A 15361-nucleotide genomic window follows, 5' to 3' on the forward strand; every position below is an offset into this window, starting at 1 on the left:
GCGGCAAAACAGCCTGGCTTCCACCTGCTTAACGCAGCCGAGCCCCGTAGCGGGCGGTAGGCTCCTGGGCAAAATAAAGGAGGAGGCCGCCAGGCCGGGGGACATTTGCGCCAGGGGCCTACCGGCCGCTACGGGGCCCTCACGCTCGCGATAGCCRCAAACGAAGACACCGCCGGATCACGGTGCGCCTTGACCACCGACCACGCGCGGTCGCAGTGCGCAATCTGCTGCATACCTCGGAACAAGACACTGCCCTCCATTGATGGAAGGATCTTGCAGATCGGGTTGGTCACGCAGTGTTGAACCCAAACAAAAAGCCCGGGCAATGCCCGGGCTTTTAGTTCCCCAATGACGGTTACATCAATTGAAGGTGTACTTGGCCCCCACGGTGAAGTAACGGCCGATCGCGCCGCTGAAGTGCAGCGGGTTGTAGTTGACGCCGCCGTAGGTGGTCGGATCCAGCGGAGCGATGCGGTCGAACAGGTTCTGCACCGACGCGTTCAGTTCGAAGGCTTCGGTCACGTTCCAGCGACCGGACAGGTCGAAGGTGGTGAAGGAAGAGATCTTGGTAACGTCGGTACCATCGGCGTAGGAGAACTGGTACGAACCATCCGGACCGCGGAAGTCGGTGTTGTCCATCTTGGAGATGTAGTTGGCCACGCCGCTGACGCTCCACGGGCCCTGCTTCCAGGTGGTGCCGAAGTTGATGCGATCCTTCGGCGTACCGATGCAGTTGGTGACATCGCAGTTACCGTGGGTACCTGCGTAGTCCACGGTCACGTCGGCATCGGTGCGCTCGAACTTGAGCACATGGCTCCACTGCAGGTCCATTTCCAGCTGGCCCGGACCGATGTCGAAGGTCTGGCGGATGTCGGTATCGATACCGCGCACGCGGGTCGAGGCGGCATTGATGTAGTCCGTGTTGACCGCCAGGATGGTGCCGGTGCCTGCGACGCCATTGATCAGGTCGATATCGCGCAGCACATTGCCGGCTGCGATCGCATCCGCAGTGGCACCCTGAGCGATTTCATTGGTGCGCTTGATCTGCCACGCATCCACCGTCAGCGAGGTGCTGGAGGTGGGCTGCAGCACGACACCGAACGAGTAGCTCTTGGATTCTTCCGGCTTCAGGTCCTTGTTCGGACGGGTGATGATGGCCACCGGACGCGAACTRCAGTTGGTGCCGACATCGGCGATCGGGCTGGCGGCGCAACGCACCGGATCGCGGGCGTTGGAGAAGGCGGCCAGGCCACCGTCGCCGTTCTCGGCCGGGTTGGGCGCACGGAAGCCTTCGGCGTAGCTGCCGCGCACCGCGATCCAGTCGGCCGGGGTCCACTTGATGCCGACCTTCGGGGTCGCCTTGCCTTCGCCGCTTTCGTACTTGTCGTAGCGGACCGCGCCGGACAGTTCCAACTGCTCCAGCACCGGCGCGGACAGTTCGACGTAGCCGGCATACACGTTCTGCGTGCCATCGTAGGCCGAGTAGCCCAGGCCGATGATGTCGCCGGCATCGGTATAGGTCTGCGGAGTCAGGCTGTTGCTGGTCTTGCGCCATTCGGTACCCAGCGCCAGGCCAAGCGGACCGCCCTTGAGGTCCATCAGGCTGCGCGAGATGGTGAAGTCGAACATATCCAGGCTGGACTTGGCGCGCGCGCTGATGTCCGGCGAGATGTAGTCATACAGCGCCTGCGAGTTCAGACCGGCGTTGTCGCCGATGCGCCACACGCCGCCCGGGCAGGCCGGGTTGCCGAGCGCGCATTGCACGGCGCTGTAGCGCAGGAAGCCGGTGCGCTTGTTGACCAGATCGGTACCCGAATGCAGCAGGGCGGTGTCGTAGCTCCAATCGCCCCAGTTGCCCTTGACGCCAACCAGGAAACGGTTGAATTCATTGGTGTTGTTGGTGACGCGCGGACCCACGTCCCATGCCGAGTAGCGCAGGCGCGACGCCTGGCCCTGGATCGGGTTGTCCGGATGGGTCGGGCTCAGGACGACGGCGCCGGCGCCGCTGCTGGCGTTGCGCGGGCCTTCCGGATACCCCCAGCTGCCGGACACGCCCGACGGCGTGTTGCTGAAGGTGGTTTCCTTCTTGGAGTAACCGATCTCGGTGTAGATCTCACCGCCTTCGCCGAAGGCGAAGCTGGCGCGACCGAACACATTGACGTACTTCTCTTCCGGGGTCAGGTCACGGTACTGCTGGTTTGGATCCCAGAGGCAGCCCTGCTGCTGTGCGGTTGCGTCGCTCTGACCGGGAATGGTGGTCAGGCCTGCGCAGCCCGGCAGCGCCACCAGCGTCGGCGTGACGCCCGTCGGCACGCGATCGTCGAACACCGAGCCGTTCGGGCCGGCGCCGCCGCTGGTGCCGCCATTGAGGAAGGCGCCACCGAGGAACTGCGCGTTGTTGCCGTAGCCATAGCGCCGGATATCGCCGGTGCCGATCCACTTGCGGTCCTTGCGGTCGCTGATCTTGATCGCATCGGTCTTGCCCACGTCCAGGCTGAAGAACGCATTCCAGCCATCGGTGGCCAGGTCGCCGGTACCGGCGGTCAGCGTGGCCTTCTTGGCATCGCCGTCGCTGTCACCGGACAGGCCGTAGGAGGCGCGCAGGATGGCGCCGTTGAAGTCGCTGCGCAGGATGATGTTGACCACGCCGGCGATGGCATCCGAACCGTAGATCGCAGAAGCGCCGTCCTTGAGGACTTCAATGCGCTCGACCGCATCCAGCGGGATGGTGCTCAGGTCGGTGAAGACCTTCTGCCCGTCATCGGCCAGGCCATAGGTGGCCATGCGGCGACCGTTCAACAGCACCAGCGTGGAGCCGGCGCCCAGGCCGCGCAGCGAGATGCCGGCGCCGCCACCGGCAAAGCCGTTGCCGAACGTCTTGGGAATCGAGCCGGAACCGTCGGCGGTCAGGGTCTGCAGGTATTCGGCGACCGTGGTCTTGCCGGTGCGGTCGATTTCCTGGCGGGTGACCACCTGGACGGGGGAGGGCGTTTCGGTATTGGTGCGGGGGATGTTCGACCCGGTGACCGTGATGCGGTCGAGGTTGGTGGCCTGCTCCTGGGCGAACGCTGCGCCGGAAGCCAATGCGCCGGCCAGCAGCAGCACGCTGCCGGTGAGGGCGAGGGACACGGAATGGGCCAGGGTGTTGCGGCGGCTGCTGGTGAGCCGTTGGATCGGGTGTTTCACAGCTTCTCTCCTGACTGGGAAAACCAACGATGACGATGGATCGGCACGAAAATGAGTGACGACCGCGACAATCTAGGTTTACGGCAGGTGACGTCGCTGTGAAAAATTGCTTAATTCGTAACGTTCTGTATCAGCCGTTCCAACACGGGGAGTCTGAATGGACTCCCCGTGCCGAAGACCTCACTCCGGCAGCGAGAAGCTGACCGGGACCAGCCCATCGGCGGGCACCACCTTGCCGTCTACCATGGCCGGTTCGAAGCGCCAGTGGCGCAGCACCTGCTGGCGTGCGGCGGTATCCAGCGCCCGCGAGCCGCTGCTGCGCTCAATGACCACGCTGGAGGCCTTCCCGTCCGCCTCCACCCGCACCCGCAGCAGCACGGTGCCCTGCTCGTGGTTGCGCAGGGCCGCGACCGGGTAGGCCGGCGGTGGCGCGCTGCGGTACTGCAGTTGTGCGCCTGCACCGCCGGCGGCGGGCGTGGGCACGGCCGGGGCCAGGCTCGGGGTCTGCACGTCGCTGGCCGGCAGCGGCGCTACGGCCAGCGCGTCGTCGGCGCTGGCGGTCGGCGGCGGCAGCGGGGCGACCTGCGGCTTGGGCACGGTGGTCTGCGGCTGGACCAGCTTGGGCGCTTCCTTTTTGACCTCCGGCGGGGTCGGCGGGTTTTCCGCGGCGGGCTCCAGCAGGCGCACCTGCGTCCGCTCCCGTGGCAGCGGCGCGGCCACGTACGCGGCCGGGATCAGCAGCAGCATCAGGGCCAGTACGTGCAGGGCCAGCGCGGTGCTCATGCCAAGCACGCGGGAGGCGTCGATGTGCAGCGGGACTACAGGGGGATGCGTACGGACCATTCGCCACTCTCCTTGCCAGATGTGCGGGAACATCAACGTGCGGGCGCGGCCGATGGGGTTGAGGCGGGGGTGACGACGGGGCCGCGCAATGACAGCAATACCCGAGCCGGGCACGGGCCGGAAGTCAGGGGGCGTGTCGGTGTTTGGCTGGCGCTCAGGAAACCAGCCTGGACAGGACGACGGCGCCCGCAGGCGCCGTCGTCAGGGGATGCCGGGACCGGACTCAGCGGCCCAGGTCGAACACCACGTCAAGGTTGACCGACACCGCCGATTCGCCCGGCGACACCGGGGTGGACACGTCGGCGGCCATCGGCGCGGCTGCGGCGCGCATCATCACCGGGCGGAAGTTGCCGCCGCCGTTCTCGGAGATGCTCACGATGCGGCGCACGCGCAGGCCCAGCGACTTGGCGTAGGTTTCGGCGCGGGTCTGGGCCTTCTTCAAGGCGGCCAGGCGGGCTTCGTCGTAGACCGGCTCGGGCTGGTCGATCTCGAACTGCGGGCCGTTGATCTGGTTGGCGCCCTGCGCGGCCAGCGCGTCGAGCACCTTGCCCAGCTTGGCGATGTCGCGCACCTTCAGGCTGACCGTGTTGCTGGCCTGATAGCCGGTGATCTTCGGCGGCTCGTTGTCCACGTAACGGTACTGCGGGCTGAGGTTGACTCCACTGGTCTGCACGTCACGCTCGGCAATCCCGGCGGCCTTGATCGCGGCCAGTACCTTGACCATCTGCTCGGCGTTCTGGCGCATGGCGCTGTTGCCGTCCACGGCCTGGGTGACCACGCCGGCCGACAGCGTGGCCACGTCGGGCACGCGCTTGGCCTCGGCGTTGGCCGAGATGTTGAGCAGGGTGCTGTCGGCGGCGACGGCAGCGGCAGGCTGGGACTGGGCGTGGGCGGTCATGGAGGTTCCCAGGGCAAGGGAAAGGGCGAGCAGCAACGGGGACAGGGACGGGTGGCGCATGTACATCTCCTTGTGAAGACGTTGAGGTTGGTGTCGGGGCGATGAACGCGTCGTGAGGTTTGACGGGGTTGATCACGATTCGAACGGGTTGCTCGCGATTCAGACAGTGGGCTCAGGTTATGCTTCCTCGATGCTTTATCTTGCCTCTCGATCTCCCCGACGAACCGAACTGCTGACGCGCCTGGACCGACCGTTCCACGCGTTGGACCTTGAGGTGCCTGAAGTCCGTGCCGCTGGCGAATCGGCCACCGCCTATGTGCAGCGGGTGGCCGCCGACAAGGCGCGCGCCGGGCTGGCCCTGGTTGGCGGCGACGCCGACGCGGTGGTGATCGGTTCGGACACCGAAGTGGTGCTCGATGGCCGGGTATTCGGCAAGCCGGTCGATGCCGCCGATGCGGCGGCCATGCTGGCGACCCTGTCCGGGCGCACCCACCAGGTGATGACCGCCGTGGCCGTGGTCGCCCAGGGGCGCCAGGACAGCGTGCTGGTGATTTCCGAGGTGAGCTTCATCGATATCGGGCAGGACGCCATCGCGGCCTACGTGGCCAGCGGCGAACCGATGGGCAAGGCCGGTGCCTACGCCATCCAGGGCGGCGCCGAACGTTACATCCGCCACCTGGCGGGAAGCTATTCGGGTGTGATGGGTTTGCCCCTGCAACAGACCGAGCAGTTGCTGCAGACGTTTGAACTGAAGGGAGTCGCCCATGTCTGAAGAAATCCTGGTCAATGTCACCCCGCGGGAAACCCGTGTCGCGGTCATCGAAAACGGCATGCTGCAGGAACTGCATATCGAACGTGGCTGGCGTCGCGGCGTGGTCGGCAACATCTACAAAGGCAAGGTGCAGCGGGTGATGCCGGGCATGCAGGCGGCCTTCGTCGAAGTCGGGCTGGAACGCGCGGCGTTCCTGCATGCCAACGATGTGATCCGCCCGGCCCCGGTGGCCAGCCCCGATACCGAGGGCACGACCCTGCCGCCGCCGTCCTCGGTGCCGATCGTGGAGCTGCTGCGCGACGGCCAGGACATCGTGGTCCAAGTGGTCAAGGACCCGATCGGGACCAAGGGTGCCCGCCTGACCACCCAGATCAGCATTCCCTCGCGCTACATGGTGCTGCTGCCGCAATCCAAGGTGGTCGGGGTATCGGCGCGGATCGAAGACGAGGCCGAGCGCGCCCGGCTGAAAAGCCTGGTGACCGAATTGTCGGCACAGCACGGCGGCTACGGTTACATCGTGCGCACCAACGCCGAGGGCCAGCCGGCCGAGGCGATCGCCGAGGACGTGGCCTACCTGTCGCGGGTATGGAACGTGGTCGAGCGCCGTGGTCGCGATGCCGCCCCGCTCAGCGTGATCTATGAAGACCTGAGCCTGCCGCTGCGGTCGGTGCGCGACCTGATCCGCAAGGACGTGGACAAGGTCAAGGTCGACTCCAAGGAGACCTTCGGCCAGCTGCAGGCCTTCGTGGCCAAGTACATGCCGGTGCTGGCCGAGAAGATCGAGCTGTACAGCGGCGACCGCCCGATCTTCGACATGTTCGGGGTGGAGGACGAGATCGGCCGCGCGTTGGACAAGCAGGTGCCGCTCAAGTCCGGTGGTTACCTGGTGATCGACCAGACCGAGGCGATGACCACGATCGATGTGAACACCGGTTCGTTCCTGGGCCAGCGCAACCTGGAAGAGACGGTGTTCCGCACCAACCTGGAAGCCGCGCAGGCGGTGGCGCGCCAGCTGCGGCTGCGCAACCTGGGCGGCATCATCATCATCGACTTCATCGACATGGACGATGCCGAGCATCGCCGCCAGGTGCTGCGCACGCTGGAAAAGGCGCTGGCCCGCGACCATGCCAAGACCACCGTCTACGACTTCTCACCGCTCGGCCTGGTCGAGATGACCCGCAAGCGCACCGTGGAAAGCCTGGAGCGGCAGCTGTCCGAGCCGTGCCCGGAGTGCAGCGGGCGCGGCTCGATCAAGACCGCAGAAACGGTCACCTACGAGATCTTCCGCGAGATCACCCGCGCGGTGCGCCAGTTCGATGCGGCACGCCTGCTGGTGATCGCCTCGTCCAAGGTGGTGGCGCGGATCACCGATGAGGAATCCTCGGCGGTGGCCGAACTGGAGGAATTCCTCGGCAAATCGATCCGCTTCCAGGCGGACGAGCAATACCTGCAGGAGCAGTTCGATGTCGTGCTGCTCTGATCTCCACGCGTTGGCGCGCTCGCGCGCCGATGCTTTCGCGTCACGATGAGCACGCCGCTCCGACTGCGACTGCGAAGGATTCGCCGCCATGCCGTATATGCATTGGCGATCGTGCTGGTATGTGTGGCGGTGCTGGTGGGCACCGTCAGCCAAGCGTTGCCGTTTGCCGAGCGTCATCCGGACAAGGTGGCGGCCTGGTTGAGCGCGCGGGCCGGGCAGCCGGTGCGTTTCGATCACCTCGATACCGCCTGGACCCGGCGGGGTCCGTTGCTGCAGCTCAAGGGGCTGCGCATCGGCGAAGGCCAGGGCATCGCCATCGGCGAGGCCGAGGTGCTGGTGTCGATGTACACCGGGTTGCTGCCCGGACATTCGCTGACCGAACTGCGCCTGCGCGGGTTGGCGCTGGTGCTGGAGCGTGCCGACGATGGTCGCTGGTCGGTGCGCGGTCTGCCGCAGTCGGGCAGCGGCGATCCGCTGGACGCACTGCGCCGGCTGGGCGAGCTGCAGGTGATCGGCGGGCGGCTGCGGGTGGATGCGCCGTCGCTGAACCTGCAGGCCGAGCTGCCGCGCATCGATCTGCGCCTGCGCGTGAATGGTCAGCGCCTGCGCGTGGGGGCACGCGCCTGGGCCGATCTCAATGGCTTGCCGCTGACCGCCGTGCTGGATTTCGAGCGCAATCGCGGTGATGGACAGGCCTGGCTGTCAGCCGACCCGGCCGATTTTCGCGCGTGGTCCAAGTTGTTGCAGTTCGCCGGCGTGTCGCTGCAGCAGGGCACCGGTGAATTGAACGCGTGGGTGGACCTGCGCGACCATCGGCCGGTGATGGTCACCGCCGATGCCGACCTGRAGGGCCTGCAGCTGCGCGGCGCGCCGTTGGCCGATGGCACCCGCCCGGCGTTGACGCTGGACACCCTGCAGCTGCGCGCGCGCTGGCGCTGGGTGCAAGGGGGCTGGCGCGCCGATGCGCCGCAGCTGCGCATCGGCCTGGCCGGCACTACAGACATACAACGCCTGGACGGGCTGCTGTTGGCCGGCGGCCAGCACATGGCACTGGCCGGGGACAACATCGATGCCACCGCGCTGCTGCGTGGGCTGGCGCTCAGCGACCGGGTCGAACCGGGCCTGCGCGAGTGGCTGCAGCACGCCGCCCCGCACGCGCGGATGACCCAGGTGCGGATCGCCGCCGAGCGCGACGGCCCGGTATCRATCCAGGGCGAGCTGGCCGACGTCGGCTTTGCCCCGTCCGGGCATGCGCCGGGCCTGAGCGGGGTAGGCGGGCGCTTCAGTGGCGACGCCGATGGTTTCCAGCTGGCGCTGCAACCGACCCGCACCCTGCACTTCGATTGGCCGAGCGGCTTTGGCGTGCGCCACGACGTGCGCCTGGCCGGGCAACTGGTGGGCTGGCGCGACGAGGCCGGCGGCTGGCGCTTCGGCACCCCGGCGCTGCGCGTGCAGGGCACCGACTATGCCGCCGACGTGCGCGGCAGCGTCTGGTTCCAGGGCGATGGCACCCGCCCGTGGCTGCAGCTGGCTGCGCGCATCGACGATGTGCCGATGACCGCGGCCAAGCGTTTCTGGATTCATTCCAAGATGACCAAGGGCGCCACCGACTGGCTCGATGCCGCCTTGGTGTCCGGGCAGGTACGCGGCGGCATCGGCCTGGTCACCGGCGACCTGGAAGACTGGCCGTTCGACCGCAACAACGGCCGCTTCGAGGCCACCGGGCACATCAGCAACGGCACCATCCGCTTCCAGCACGACTGGCCGGCGATGGGCAAGGTGGATGCCGATATCGCCTTCATCGGCCCCGGCTTTGAACTGCATGGCAGTGGCGACCTGGCCGGGGTGGCGGTGAACCATTTCGATGCGGGCATCGTCGATTTCGGCCAGACCCCGCTGTACGTCAAGGCCACCACCCAGACCGACACGGGCACGTTGCTGGCGATGCTCAAGCAGAGCCCGTTGCACGCCACCTACGCCGACACGCTGGACAACCTGACCGCCAAGGGGCCGGCAGCCGTCACCTTCGATCTGCTGCAGCCGCTCCACCACGACCAACCCGGCGGCCACCTGCAGGGTACCGTTGATCTCAACGGCGTGGCCCTGACCGAAAAGCGCTTCGCGCTGACCTTCGACAGCATGCGGGGGCAGGCCCGCTACAGCCGCGACGGCTTCGGCGCCGACAGCCTGAGCGTGCGCCATCTCGGCCAGGACGGGCAGCTCAGCCTGCGCGCCGGCGGCTATGTGCGTGACCCGCAGCAGGCGTTCGAATCGGAACTGAGCGCGGCGCTGGATGCGCATGCGCTGCTGGATCGTGCCCCGGAGTTGAGCTGGCTCAAGCCGTACATCCAGGGCAATTCGCGCTGGACGATCGGGGTGACCCTGCCCAAGGTCGCCGCGGGCGCCAAGACCGAAGCGCCGACCCTGCTGACCCTGCGCTCGGACCTGGTGGGCACCCGCTTGGACCTGCCAGCACCGCTGGACAAGGTGGCCACCATACCGCTGGCGACCACCGTCAATGCGCAGCTGCCGATGGGCAGCGGGCGCGTGGATGTGGCGTTCGGGCAGCGTCTGGCGTTGACCGCGCGGACCCACAACAACCAGACCGGCGTGCAGGTCACGCTGGGCAGCGACAAGGTCGACCGCGAGCCGCCCGCCAGTGGGCTGGCGGTCAATGGCCGCAGTGGTTCGCTGGACGCTCTGGAATGGATCGGCCTGGCCCGCGCACCGGGTGGGGGCGATGACAAGGATCCGATGCCGCTGCGCCAGGTGGATGTGCAGGTGGGGCAGCTGCTGTTGGCCGGCGGATTGTTCGCGCAGACCCGTCTGCAGCTGCGGCCGAGTCCCTCGGCGGTCGAGGTGCGGCTGGATGGGCCGTCGCTGGCCGGCACGCTGAGCGTCCCCAATGCCGACGGCGGCACCATCGTCGGCAAGCTCAGTCGTGTGCACTGGCAGTCGTTGCCCACCCCGGTCAAGGTGCCCTCCGGTGGCGCGCCGATCCTCCTGCCGGCCGACGCCACGCTGCCCGCACGGGTACAGGCCAGCGCCAACGACACCAACCCGGCGAAGATTCCGCCGCTGGCGCTGGACATCGAGGACCTGCAGTTCGGCAAGGCCAAGCTGGGCCAGGCGGTGCTGCGCACGCGTCCGTTCGGCAACGGACTGAGCGTGGACCAGCTGCAGTTCCGGGCGCCCAAGCAGGCCATCGACATCCAGGGCCGCTGGTTGGGGATGGGCGATACCGCCCGCACCCAGGTGACCGTTGACGTGAAAAGCGAGGACCTGGGCGGGCTGATGCAGAACCTGGATTACGGCGGCCAGCTGCGCGGCGGTCAGGGCCAGATCACGCTGGATGCCGGTTGGCGGGGTGGCCCATCGGACTTCCAGCTGGGCGCGCTGCAGGGCCACATGCAGGTCAATGCCCGCAATGGCCAGCTGCTGGAACTGGAGCCCGGGGCCGGTCGCGTGCTCGGGCTGCTCAGCGTGACCCAGCTGCCGCGCCGGTTGATGTTCGACTTCCGCGACTTCTTCTCCAAGGGCTTCGCCTTCAACCAGATCGACGGTGCGCTGGCATTCGGCAACGGCATGGCCACCACCGACAAGGTGTTGATCGAAGGGCCGGCGGCCAATATCAGCATCCGTGGCCAAACCGATCTGCGCCGCCAGCAGTTCGACCAGACCATCGACGTCAACCCGCGCTCGGGCAACCTGCTGACCGTGGTCGGCGCGGTGGCCGGCGGGCCGGTCRGCGCGGCGGTCGGCGCGGCCGCCAACGCTGTGCTGGGCAAGCCGCTGGGCGCGATCGGCGCCAAGACCTACCGGGTCACCGGACCGTGGGCCGAGCCCAAGGTCGAAGTGATCGACCGCGAGGACGCGCCGCCGCCGCGTGCCGCTCCCGCCGCGTTGCCGCCTCCGGTACGCTGACTCCTTTCCCGCGCCCGGCTTGCGATGGCGGCCGGCGCCCTCAGATAGATGACATGACCGACAACGCACTCACCCTTGCCAACGAACGCCTGCTCCTGCCCGCCGGGCTCGATGCCGGCGGCCTGGAACGCACCTTCGGTACCCTGCTGGGACCGGGTATCGACTTTGGCGACCTGTATTTCCAGCACGCCCGGCGCGAGAGCTGGAGCGTGGAAGACGGCATCGTCAAGGACGGTGCGCACTCGATCGAGCAGGGCGTGGGCGTCCGCGCCATCGCCGGCGAAAAGACCGGGTTTGCCTACTCCGACGACATCCATGCCGATGCCCTGCTGTCCGCGGCGCAGTCGGCGCGGGCGATTTCGCGCGAAGGCGGGGCACAGCAGGCGCGCTCGCTGGTGCGTGGCGGCGGGCGCGCGCTGTATCCGGCGCTGGACCCGATCGACGGCATGGGCAATGAAGCCAAGGTGGAGATGCTCAAGCGTCTGGACCGCTACCTGCGTGCCGCCGACCCGCGCGTGCAGCAGGTGATGGTGAGCCTGTCCGGCGGCGTGGACACGGTGCTGATCGCGCGCAGCGACGGCGTGCTGGCCGCAGACATCCGCCCGCTGGTGCGCTTGAACGTGCAGGTGATCGTCGAACAGCACGGTCGCCGCGAGTCCGGTTACGCCGGCGGCGGTGGTCGCTACAGCTACGAGGAATTGTTTGCCGACGGGCGCCCGGAAGGGTTCGCGCGCGAGGCACTGCGTCAGGCGCTGGTGAACCTGGAGGCGATTCCGGCTCCGGCCGGGGTGATGACCGTGGTGCTGGGTCCGGGCTGGCCCGGCGTGCTGCTGCACGAGGCGGTCGGCCACGGCCTGGAAGGCGACTTCAACCGCAAGGGCACCAGTGTCTACGCCGGCCGCGTCGGTGAGCGCGTGGCCGCGCCGGGCGTGACCATCGTCGACGACGGCACCCTCGATGGCCGTCGGGGGTCGTTGAACATCGATGACGAGGGCCACCCGACCCAGTGCACCACGCTGATCGAGGACGGCATCCTGGTGGGTTACATGCAGGATTCGCTCAATGCGCGGCTGATGGGCGTGGCCCCGACCGGCAACGGCCGCCGCGAATCGTTCGCGCACATGACCATGCCGCGCATGACCAACACCTACATGCGCGCCGGTCAGCACGATCCGGAAGAAATGATCCGCTCGGTCAAGAAGGGCCTGTACGCGGTCAACTTCGGTGGCGGCCAGGTCGACATCACCAGCGGCAAGTACGTGTTCTCGGCTACCGAGGCGTATCTGATCGAGGACGGGAAGATCACCGCGCCGGTGAAGGGCGCCACGCTGATCGGCAACGGCCCGGAAACCATGCAGAAGGTGCGCATGATCGGCAACGATCTGGCTCTGGACGAGGGCGTGGGCATCTGCGGCAAGGATGGCCAGAGCGTGCCGGTCGGCGTGGGCCAGCCGTCGCTGTTGATCGATGGCATCACCGTGGGCGGCACCCAGGCCTGAGCACGATGATGCACCTGTCGTGCAGCCCGCCGCGCGCGGCCGCCAGCCCGAGGCTGGCGCCGTCGCGTGGGCACTGCGGCTCAGTCGTCGGCGTTCTCGTCGCCGTCGTCCTGCGCGTCGAGGTCTTCGTCGGAGGTGTTCAGTCCTTCCAGGCCCAGCGCGGCCGGCAGCAGCAGCGTGCGCAGTACCTGGAAGATCTCGCGGTAGGCGCGCGGCGGCTTGTTCTTGGCTTTTTCGGCCTGGGCGTTGCGCACCAGCGTGCGCAGCTGCTGGCGGTCGGCGTGCGGATACTCGTCCAGCAGCGCGCCCAGCGCCTTGTCGCCGTCCCTCAACAGGCGCTCGCGCCAGTCTTCGACGCGGTGCATGGTGGCCACTTCACGACGCGAGGTGTCGCTGTTGGCATCCAGCGCATCGCGGATCGCATCCAGCACGGCGTCGTCTTCGCGGCGCATGTGCTTGGCCAGGAACGCCAGCTGGCGCTTGTGGGCGATATGGGCGGTGATGCGCTTGGCCTCGGCGATGTGCGGCAGCAGATCTTCGGGCACCGGCAGACGCGCCAGCTGCGCAGGGGTCAGCGACACCAGCTTCTCGCCCAGGGCCAGCACGTCCAGTGCAGCCCGGCGGTTCTGGCTACGGCTGATGTCAAGGAATTCACCGGTTTCTTCGTCGCGTCCGCGCATCGTCTTATTTCCACATCCAGAACTGTGCCCGGCGTTGCGCCAGGCACTCACCCGTACAGGATAAAGCATTGAACGTGATCTCCCCTGAAGTCTCCCCGGCCGACGACAGCCTGCAACGCCTGGAGCAGCTGGCTGACATCTCCCAGCGCCTGCTGGAGCGGGCCAAAGCCCTGGGCGCCACCCAGGCCGAGGTCAGCTGCAGCGACGAGCGCGGGCTGGATGTGAACGTGCGCCTGGGCGAGGTGGAAACGGTCGAATCCACCCGTGACCGCGGCATCGCGGTGACCGTCTACTTCGGCCAGCGCAAGGGCAGTGCCAGTACTGCCGACCTGCAGGAGGGCAGCCTGGCGTCGACCGTGGCCCAGGCGTGTGCCATCGCCCGGCACACCGAGGACGACGCGGCGGCCGGGCTGGCCGACGCCGCGCTGATGGCCCAGGACTTCCCCGACCTCGATGGCTGGCACCCGTGGGCGCTGGGCGCCGACCAGGCGCTGGACCTGGCCCTGGCCTGTGAAGCGGCCGGCCGCGAGGCGGACACGCGCATCAGCAATTCCGATGGCGCGTCGGCGGCGACCTCGCAGAGCCTGTCGGTGTATGCCAATTCGCACGGCTTCATCGGCCGCGAGCGCAGCAGTCACCATTCGATCGGCTGTGCGCTGATTGCCGGCCAGGGCGACGGCATGCAGCGCGACGGCTGGTACAGCAGCGCGCTGGCCCGTGAAGACCTCGAGTCTGCCGCGGCGATCGGGCGCCGTGCCGCCGAACGCACCGTGGCGCGCCTGCAGCCGCGTTCGATGGCCACCGCGCAGATGCCGGTGCTGTTCTCGCCGGAAGTGGCGCGTTCGCTGATCGGCCACCTGCTGGGTGCGGTTTCGGGGGGGGCGCTGTATCGCCGCGCCAGCTTCCTGCTGGACAGCGTCAACACGCGGCTGTTCCCGGACTGGTTCCAGATCGAGGAACTGCCGCTGCTGCGTCGCGGCCTGCGCTCGTCCGCGTTCGATGGCGACGGCGTGGCCACGCGCAATTCGGCCCTCATCACCGATGGCGTGCTGCAGCGCTACATCCTGGGCAGCTATTCGGCCCGCAAGCTCGGCCTGCCCACGACCGGCAATGCCGGTGGCGTGCACAACCTCAAGGTGGCCGCCAACGCCGGGGACCTGGCCAGCATCGCGCGGCAGATGGGCCAGGGCTTGCTGGTGACCGAACTGATGGGGCAGGGCGTCAACGGCGTGACCGGCGACTACTCGCGCGGCGCCGGCGGCTTCCGGGTGGAGAACGGTGAGATCAGCTATCCGGTGGACGGCATCACCATCGCCGGCAACCTCAAGGACATGTTTGCCGGGATCGAGGCGGTGGGTAGCGACGTGGACCGTCGCTCGCACGTGCAGGTGGGTTCCATCCTGGTCGGCCGGATGACCGTTGCGGGCAACGATTGACGTATTCTATGGCCGCTGCCCTGGCAGGCGGGGAGCCTGCCGCGCAATACCCACACACCGAACAAGGAGTTTCACCGTGAGCGAATTCGACAACGTCACCGCACCGCCGCCGGCACCGGCCGGCACCGCCCCGGCCGACCAGCGCACCATGGCGCTGGTGGCGCACATCCTGGGCATCTTCACCGGTTTCATCGGTGCGCTGATCATCTGGTTGATCAACAAGGACGACACCACCAAGCCGTTCGTGATCGATCAGTCCAAGGAAGCGCTGAACTTCCAGATCACCGTGGCCATTGCCTACATCATCTCCAGCATCCTGGTGGTCGTGCTGATCGGCACGCTGATGCTGGCTGCCGTGTGGGTGGCCAACCTGGTGCTTTGCATCATGGCCGCAGTGAAGGCCAACAACGGCGAAGCCTACCGTTATCCCTTCACCCTGCGCCTGATCAAGTAATCCGCGCCGCAGGTGTGGCGACAAAAAACGCCCGGCAATGCCGGGCGTTTTTTTATTTCTTCGCCGCGGTGGGGGGTAAGCAAGGGCGTGCTTTGATCCTTTCAAAAGCGGGTGGTCGGCGGATCGGGCGGTGGGCCCCCATGCCCTTTCCGGCGACGCCCCCGSCCGCGGGGCGGCCTCCTCCTTTAT

The 15361-nt window shown here is 67.6% G+C and carries 10 protein-coding genes; 6 read left to right on the plus strand and 4 right to left on the minus strand.

The features are described 5' to 3' along the window. Window positions 1–360 precede the first annotated feature (360 nt). From AC1DQP_RS07460 to AC1DQP_RS07470, 3 genes are all read right to left on the minus strand, one after another. Window positions 361–3186, minus strand: coding sequence for a TonB-dependent receptor (locus tag AC1DQP_RS07460; protein ID WP_256775907.1), 2826 nt, complete (start codon window positions 3184–3186; stop codon window positions 361–363). A 180-nt stretch (window positions 3187–3366) separates the two neighbouring features. Next, a complete protein-coding gene (locus tag AC1DQP_RS07465) occupies window positions 3367–4029 on the minus strand; it encodes an energy transducer TonB (RefSeq protein ID WP_457318762.1) in 663 nt (220 codons plus the stop codon). 223 nt (window positions 4030–4252) lie between these two features. Continuing rightward, window positions 4253–4987: an SIMPL domain-containing protein gene (locus tag AC1DQP_RS07470; RefSeq protein WP_457318763.1), complete on the minus strand. Its 735-nt coding sequence runs from the start codon at window positions 4985–4987 to the stop codon at window positions 4253–4255. Window positions 4988–5117: 130 nt separating this feature from the next. On the opposite strand from AC1DQP_RS07470, the gene AC1DQP_RS07475 reads away from it, so the two are divergent. The 4 genes from AC1DQP_RS07475 to tldD are packed head-to-tail and all read left to right on the plus strand — an operon-like array spanning window position 5118 to window position 12602. Continuing rightward, entirely contained in the window at window positions 5118–5699 is a 582-nt protein-coding gene (locus AC1DQP_RS07475; protein WP_457318765.1) for a Maf family nucleotide pyrophosphatase, read from the plus strand. Continuing rightward, window positions 5692–7179: a ribonuclease G gene (gene rng, locus AC1DQP_RS07480; RefSeq protein WP_478051352.1), complete on the plus strand. Its 1488-nt coding sequence runs from the start codon at window positions 5692–5694 to the stop codon at window positions 7177–7179. Before AC1DQP_RS07475 ends, rng begins: the two co-directional genes overlap by 8 nt. Window positions 7180–7224: 45 nt before the next feature. Further along, window positions 7225–11103, plus strand: coding sequence for a YhdP family protein (locus AC1DQP_RS07485; protein WP_478051353.1), 3879 nt, complete (start codon window positions 7225–7227; stop codon window positions 11101–11103). 53 nt (window positions 11104–11156) lie between these two features. Then, the gene (tldD, locus tag AC1DQP_RS07490) at window positions 11157–12602 is read left to right on the plus strand and encodes a metalloprotease TldD (RefSeq protein ID WP_256775913.1); all 1446 of its coding nucleotides are present in this window, start codon (window positions 11157–11159) and stop codon (window positions 12600–12602) included. 80 nt (window positions 12603–12682) lie between these two features. Here tldD and yjgA read toward each other — a convergent pair whose 3' ends face one another. After that, the gene (gene yjgA / locus AC1DQP_RS07495) at window positions 12683–13282 is read right to left on the minus strand and encodes a ribosome biogenesis factor YjgA (RefSeq protein ID WP_478051354.1); all 600 of its coding nucleotides are present in this window, start codon (window positions 13280–13282) and stop codon (window positions 12683–12685) included. A 68-nt stretch (window positions 13283–13350) separates the two neighbouring features. Between yjgA and pmbA the strand changes: the two genes are divergently transcribed. Continuing rightward, on the plus strand, window positions 13351–14718 hold the full coding sequence (gene pmbA / locus AC1DQP_RS07500) for a metalloprotease PmbA (RefSeq protein WP_256775915.1): 1368 nt from the start codon (window positions 13351–13353) through the stop codon (window positions 14716–14718). A gap of 76 nt (window positions 14719–14794) precedes the next feature. Further along, window positions 14795–15172: a DUF4870 domain-containing protein gene (locus AC1DQP_RS07505; protein WP_256775916.1), complete on the plus strand. Its 378-nt coding sequence runs from the start codon at window positions 14795–14797 to the stop codon at window positions 15170–15172. Window positions 15173–15361: the final 189 nt, after the last annotated feature.

The organism is Stenotrophomonas sp. P5_A8 (assembly GCF_056400545.1).

Bases quoted from the DNA above. Each gene is read 5' to 3' on its own strand.
- AC1DQP_RS07470 (WP_457318763.1), bottom strand. From the start codon at position 4,987: ATGCGCCACCCGTCCCTGTCCCCGTTGCTGCTCGCCCTTTCCCTTGCC.
- AC1DQP_RS07465 (WP_457318762.1), bottom strand. From the start codon at position 4,029: ATGGTCCGTACGCATCCCCCTGTAGTCCCGCTGCACATCGACGCCTCC.
- rng (WP_478051352.1), top strand. From the start codon at position 5,692: ATGTCTGAAGAAATCCTGGTCAATGTCACCCCGCGGGAAACCCGTGTC.
- yjgA (WP_478051354.1), bottom strand. From the start codon at position 13,282: ATGCGCGGACGCGACGAAGAAACCGGTGAATTCCTTGACATCAGCCGT.
- AC1DQP_RS07475 (WP_457318765.1), top strand. From the start codon at position 5,118: ATGCTTTATCTTGCCTCTCGATCTCCCCGACGAACCGAACTGCTGACG.
- tldD (WP_256775913.1), top strand. From the start codon at position 11,157: ATGACCGACAACGCACTCACCCTTGCCAACGAACGCCTGCTCCTGCCC.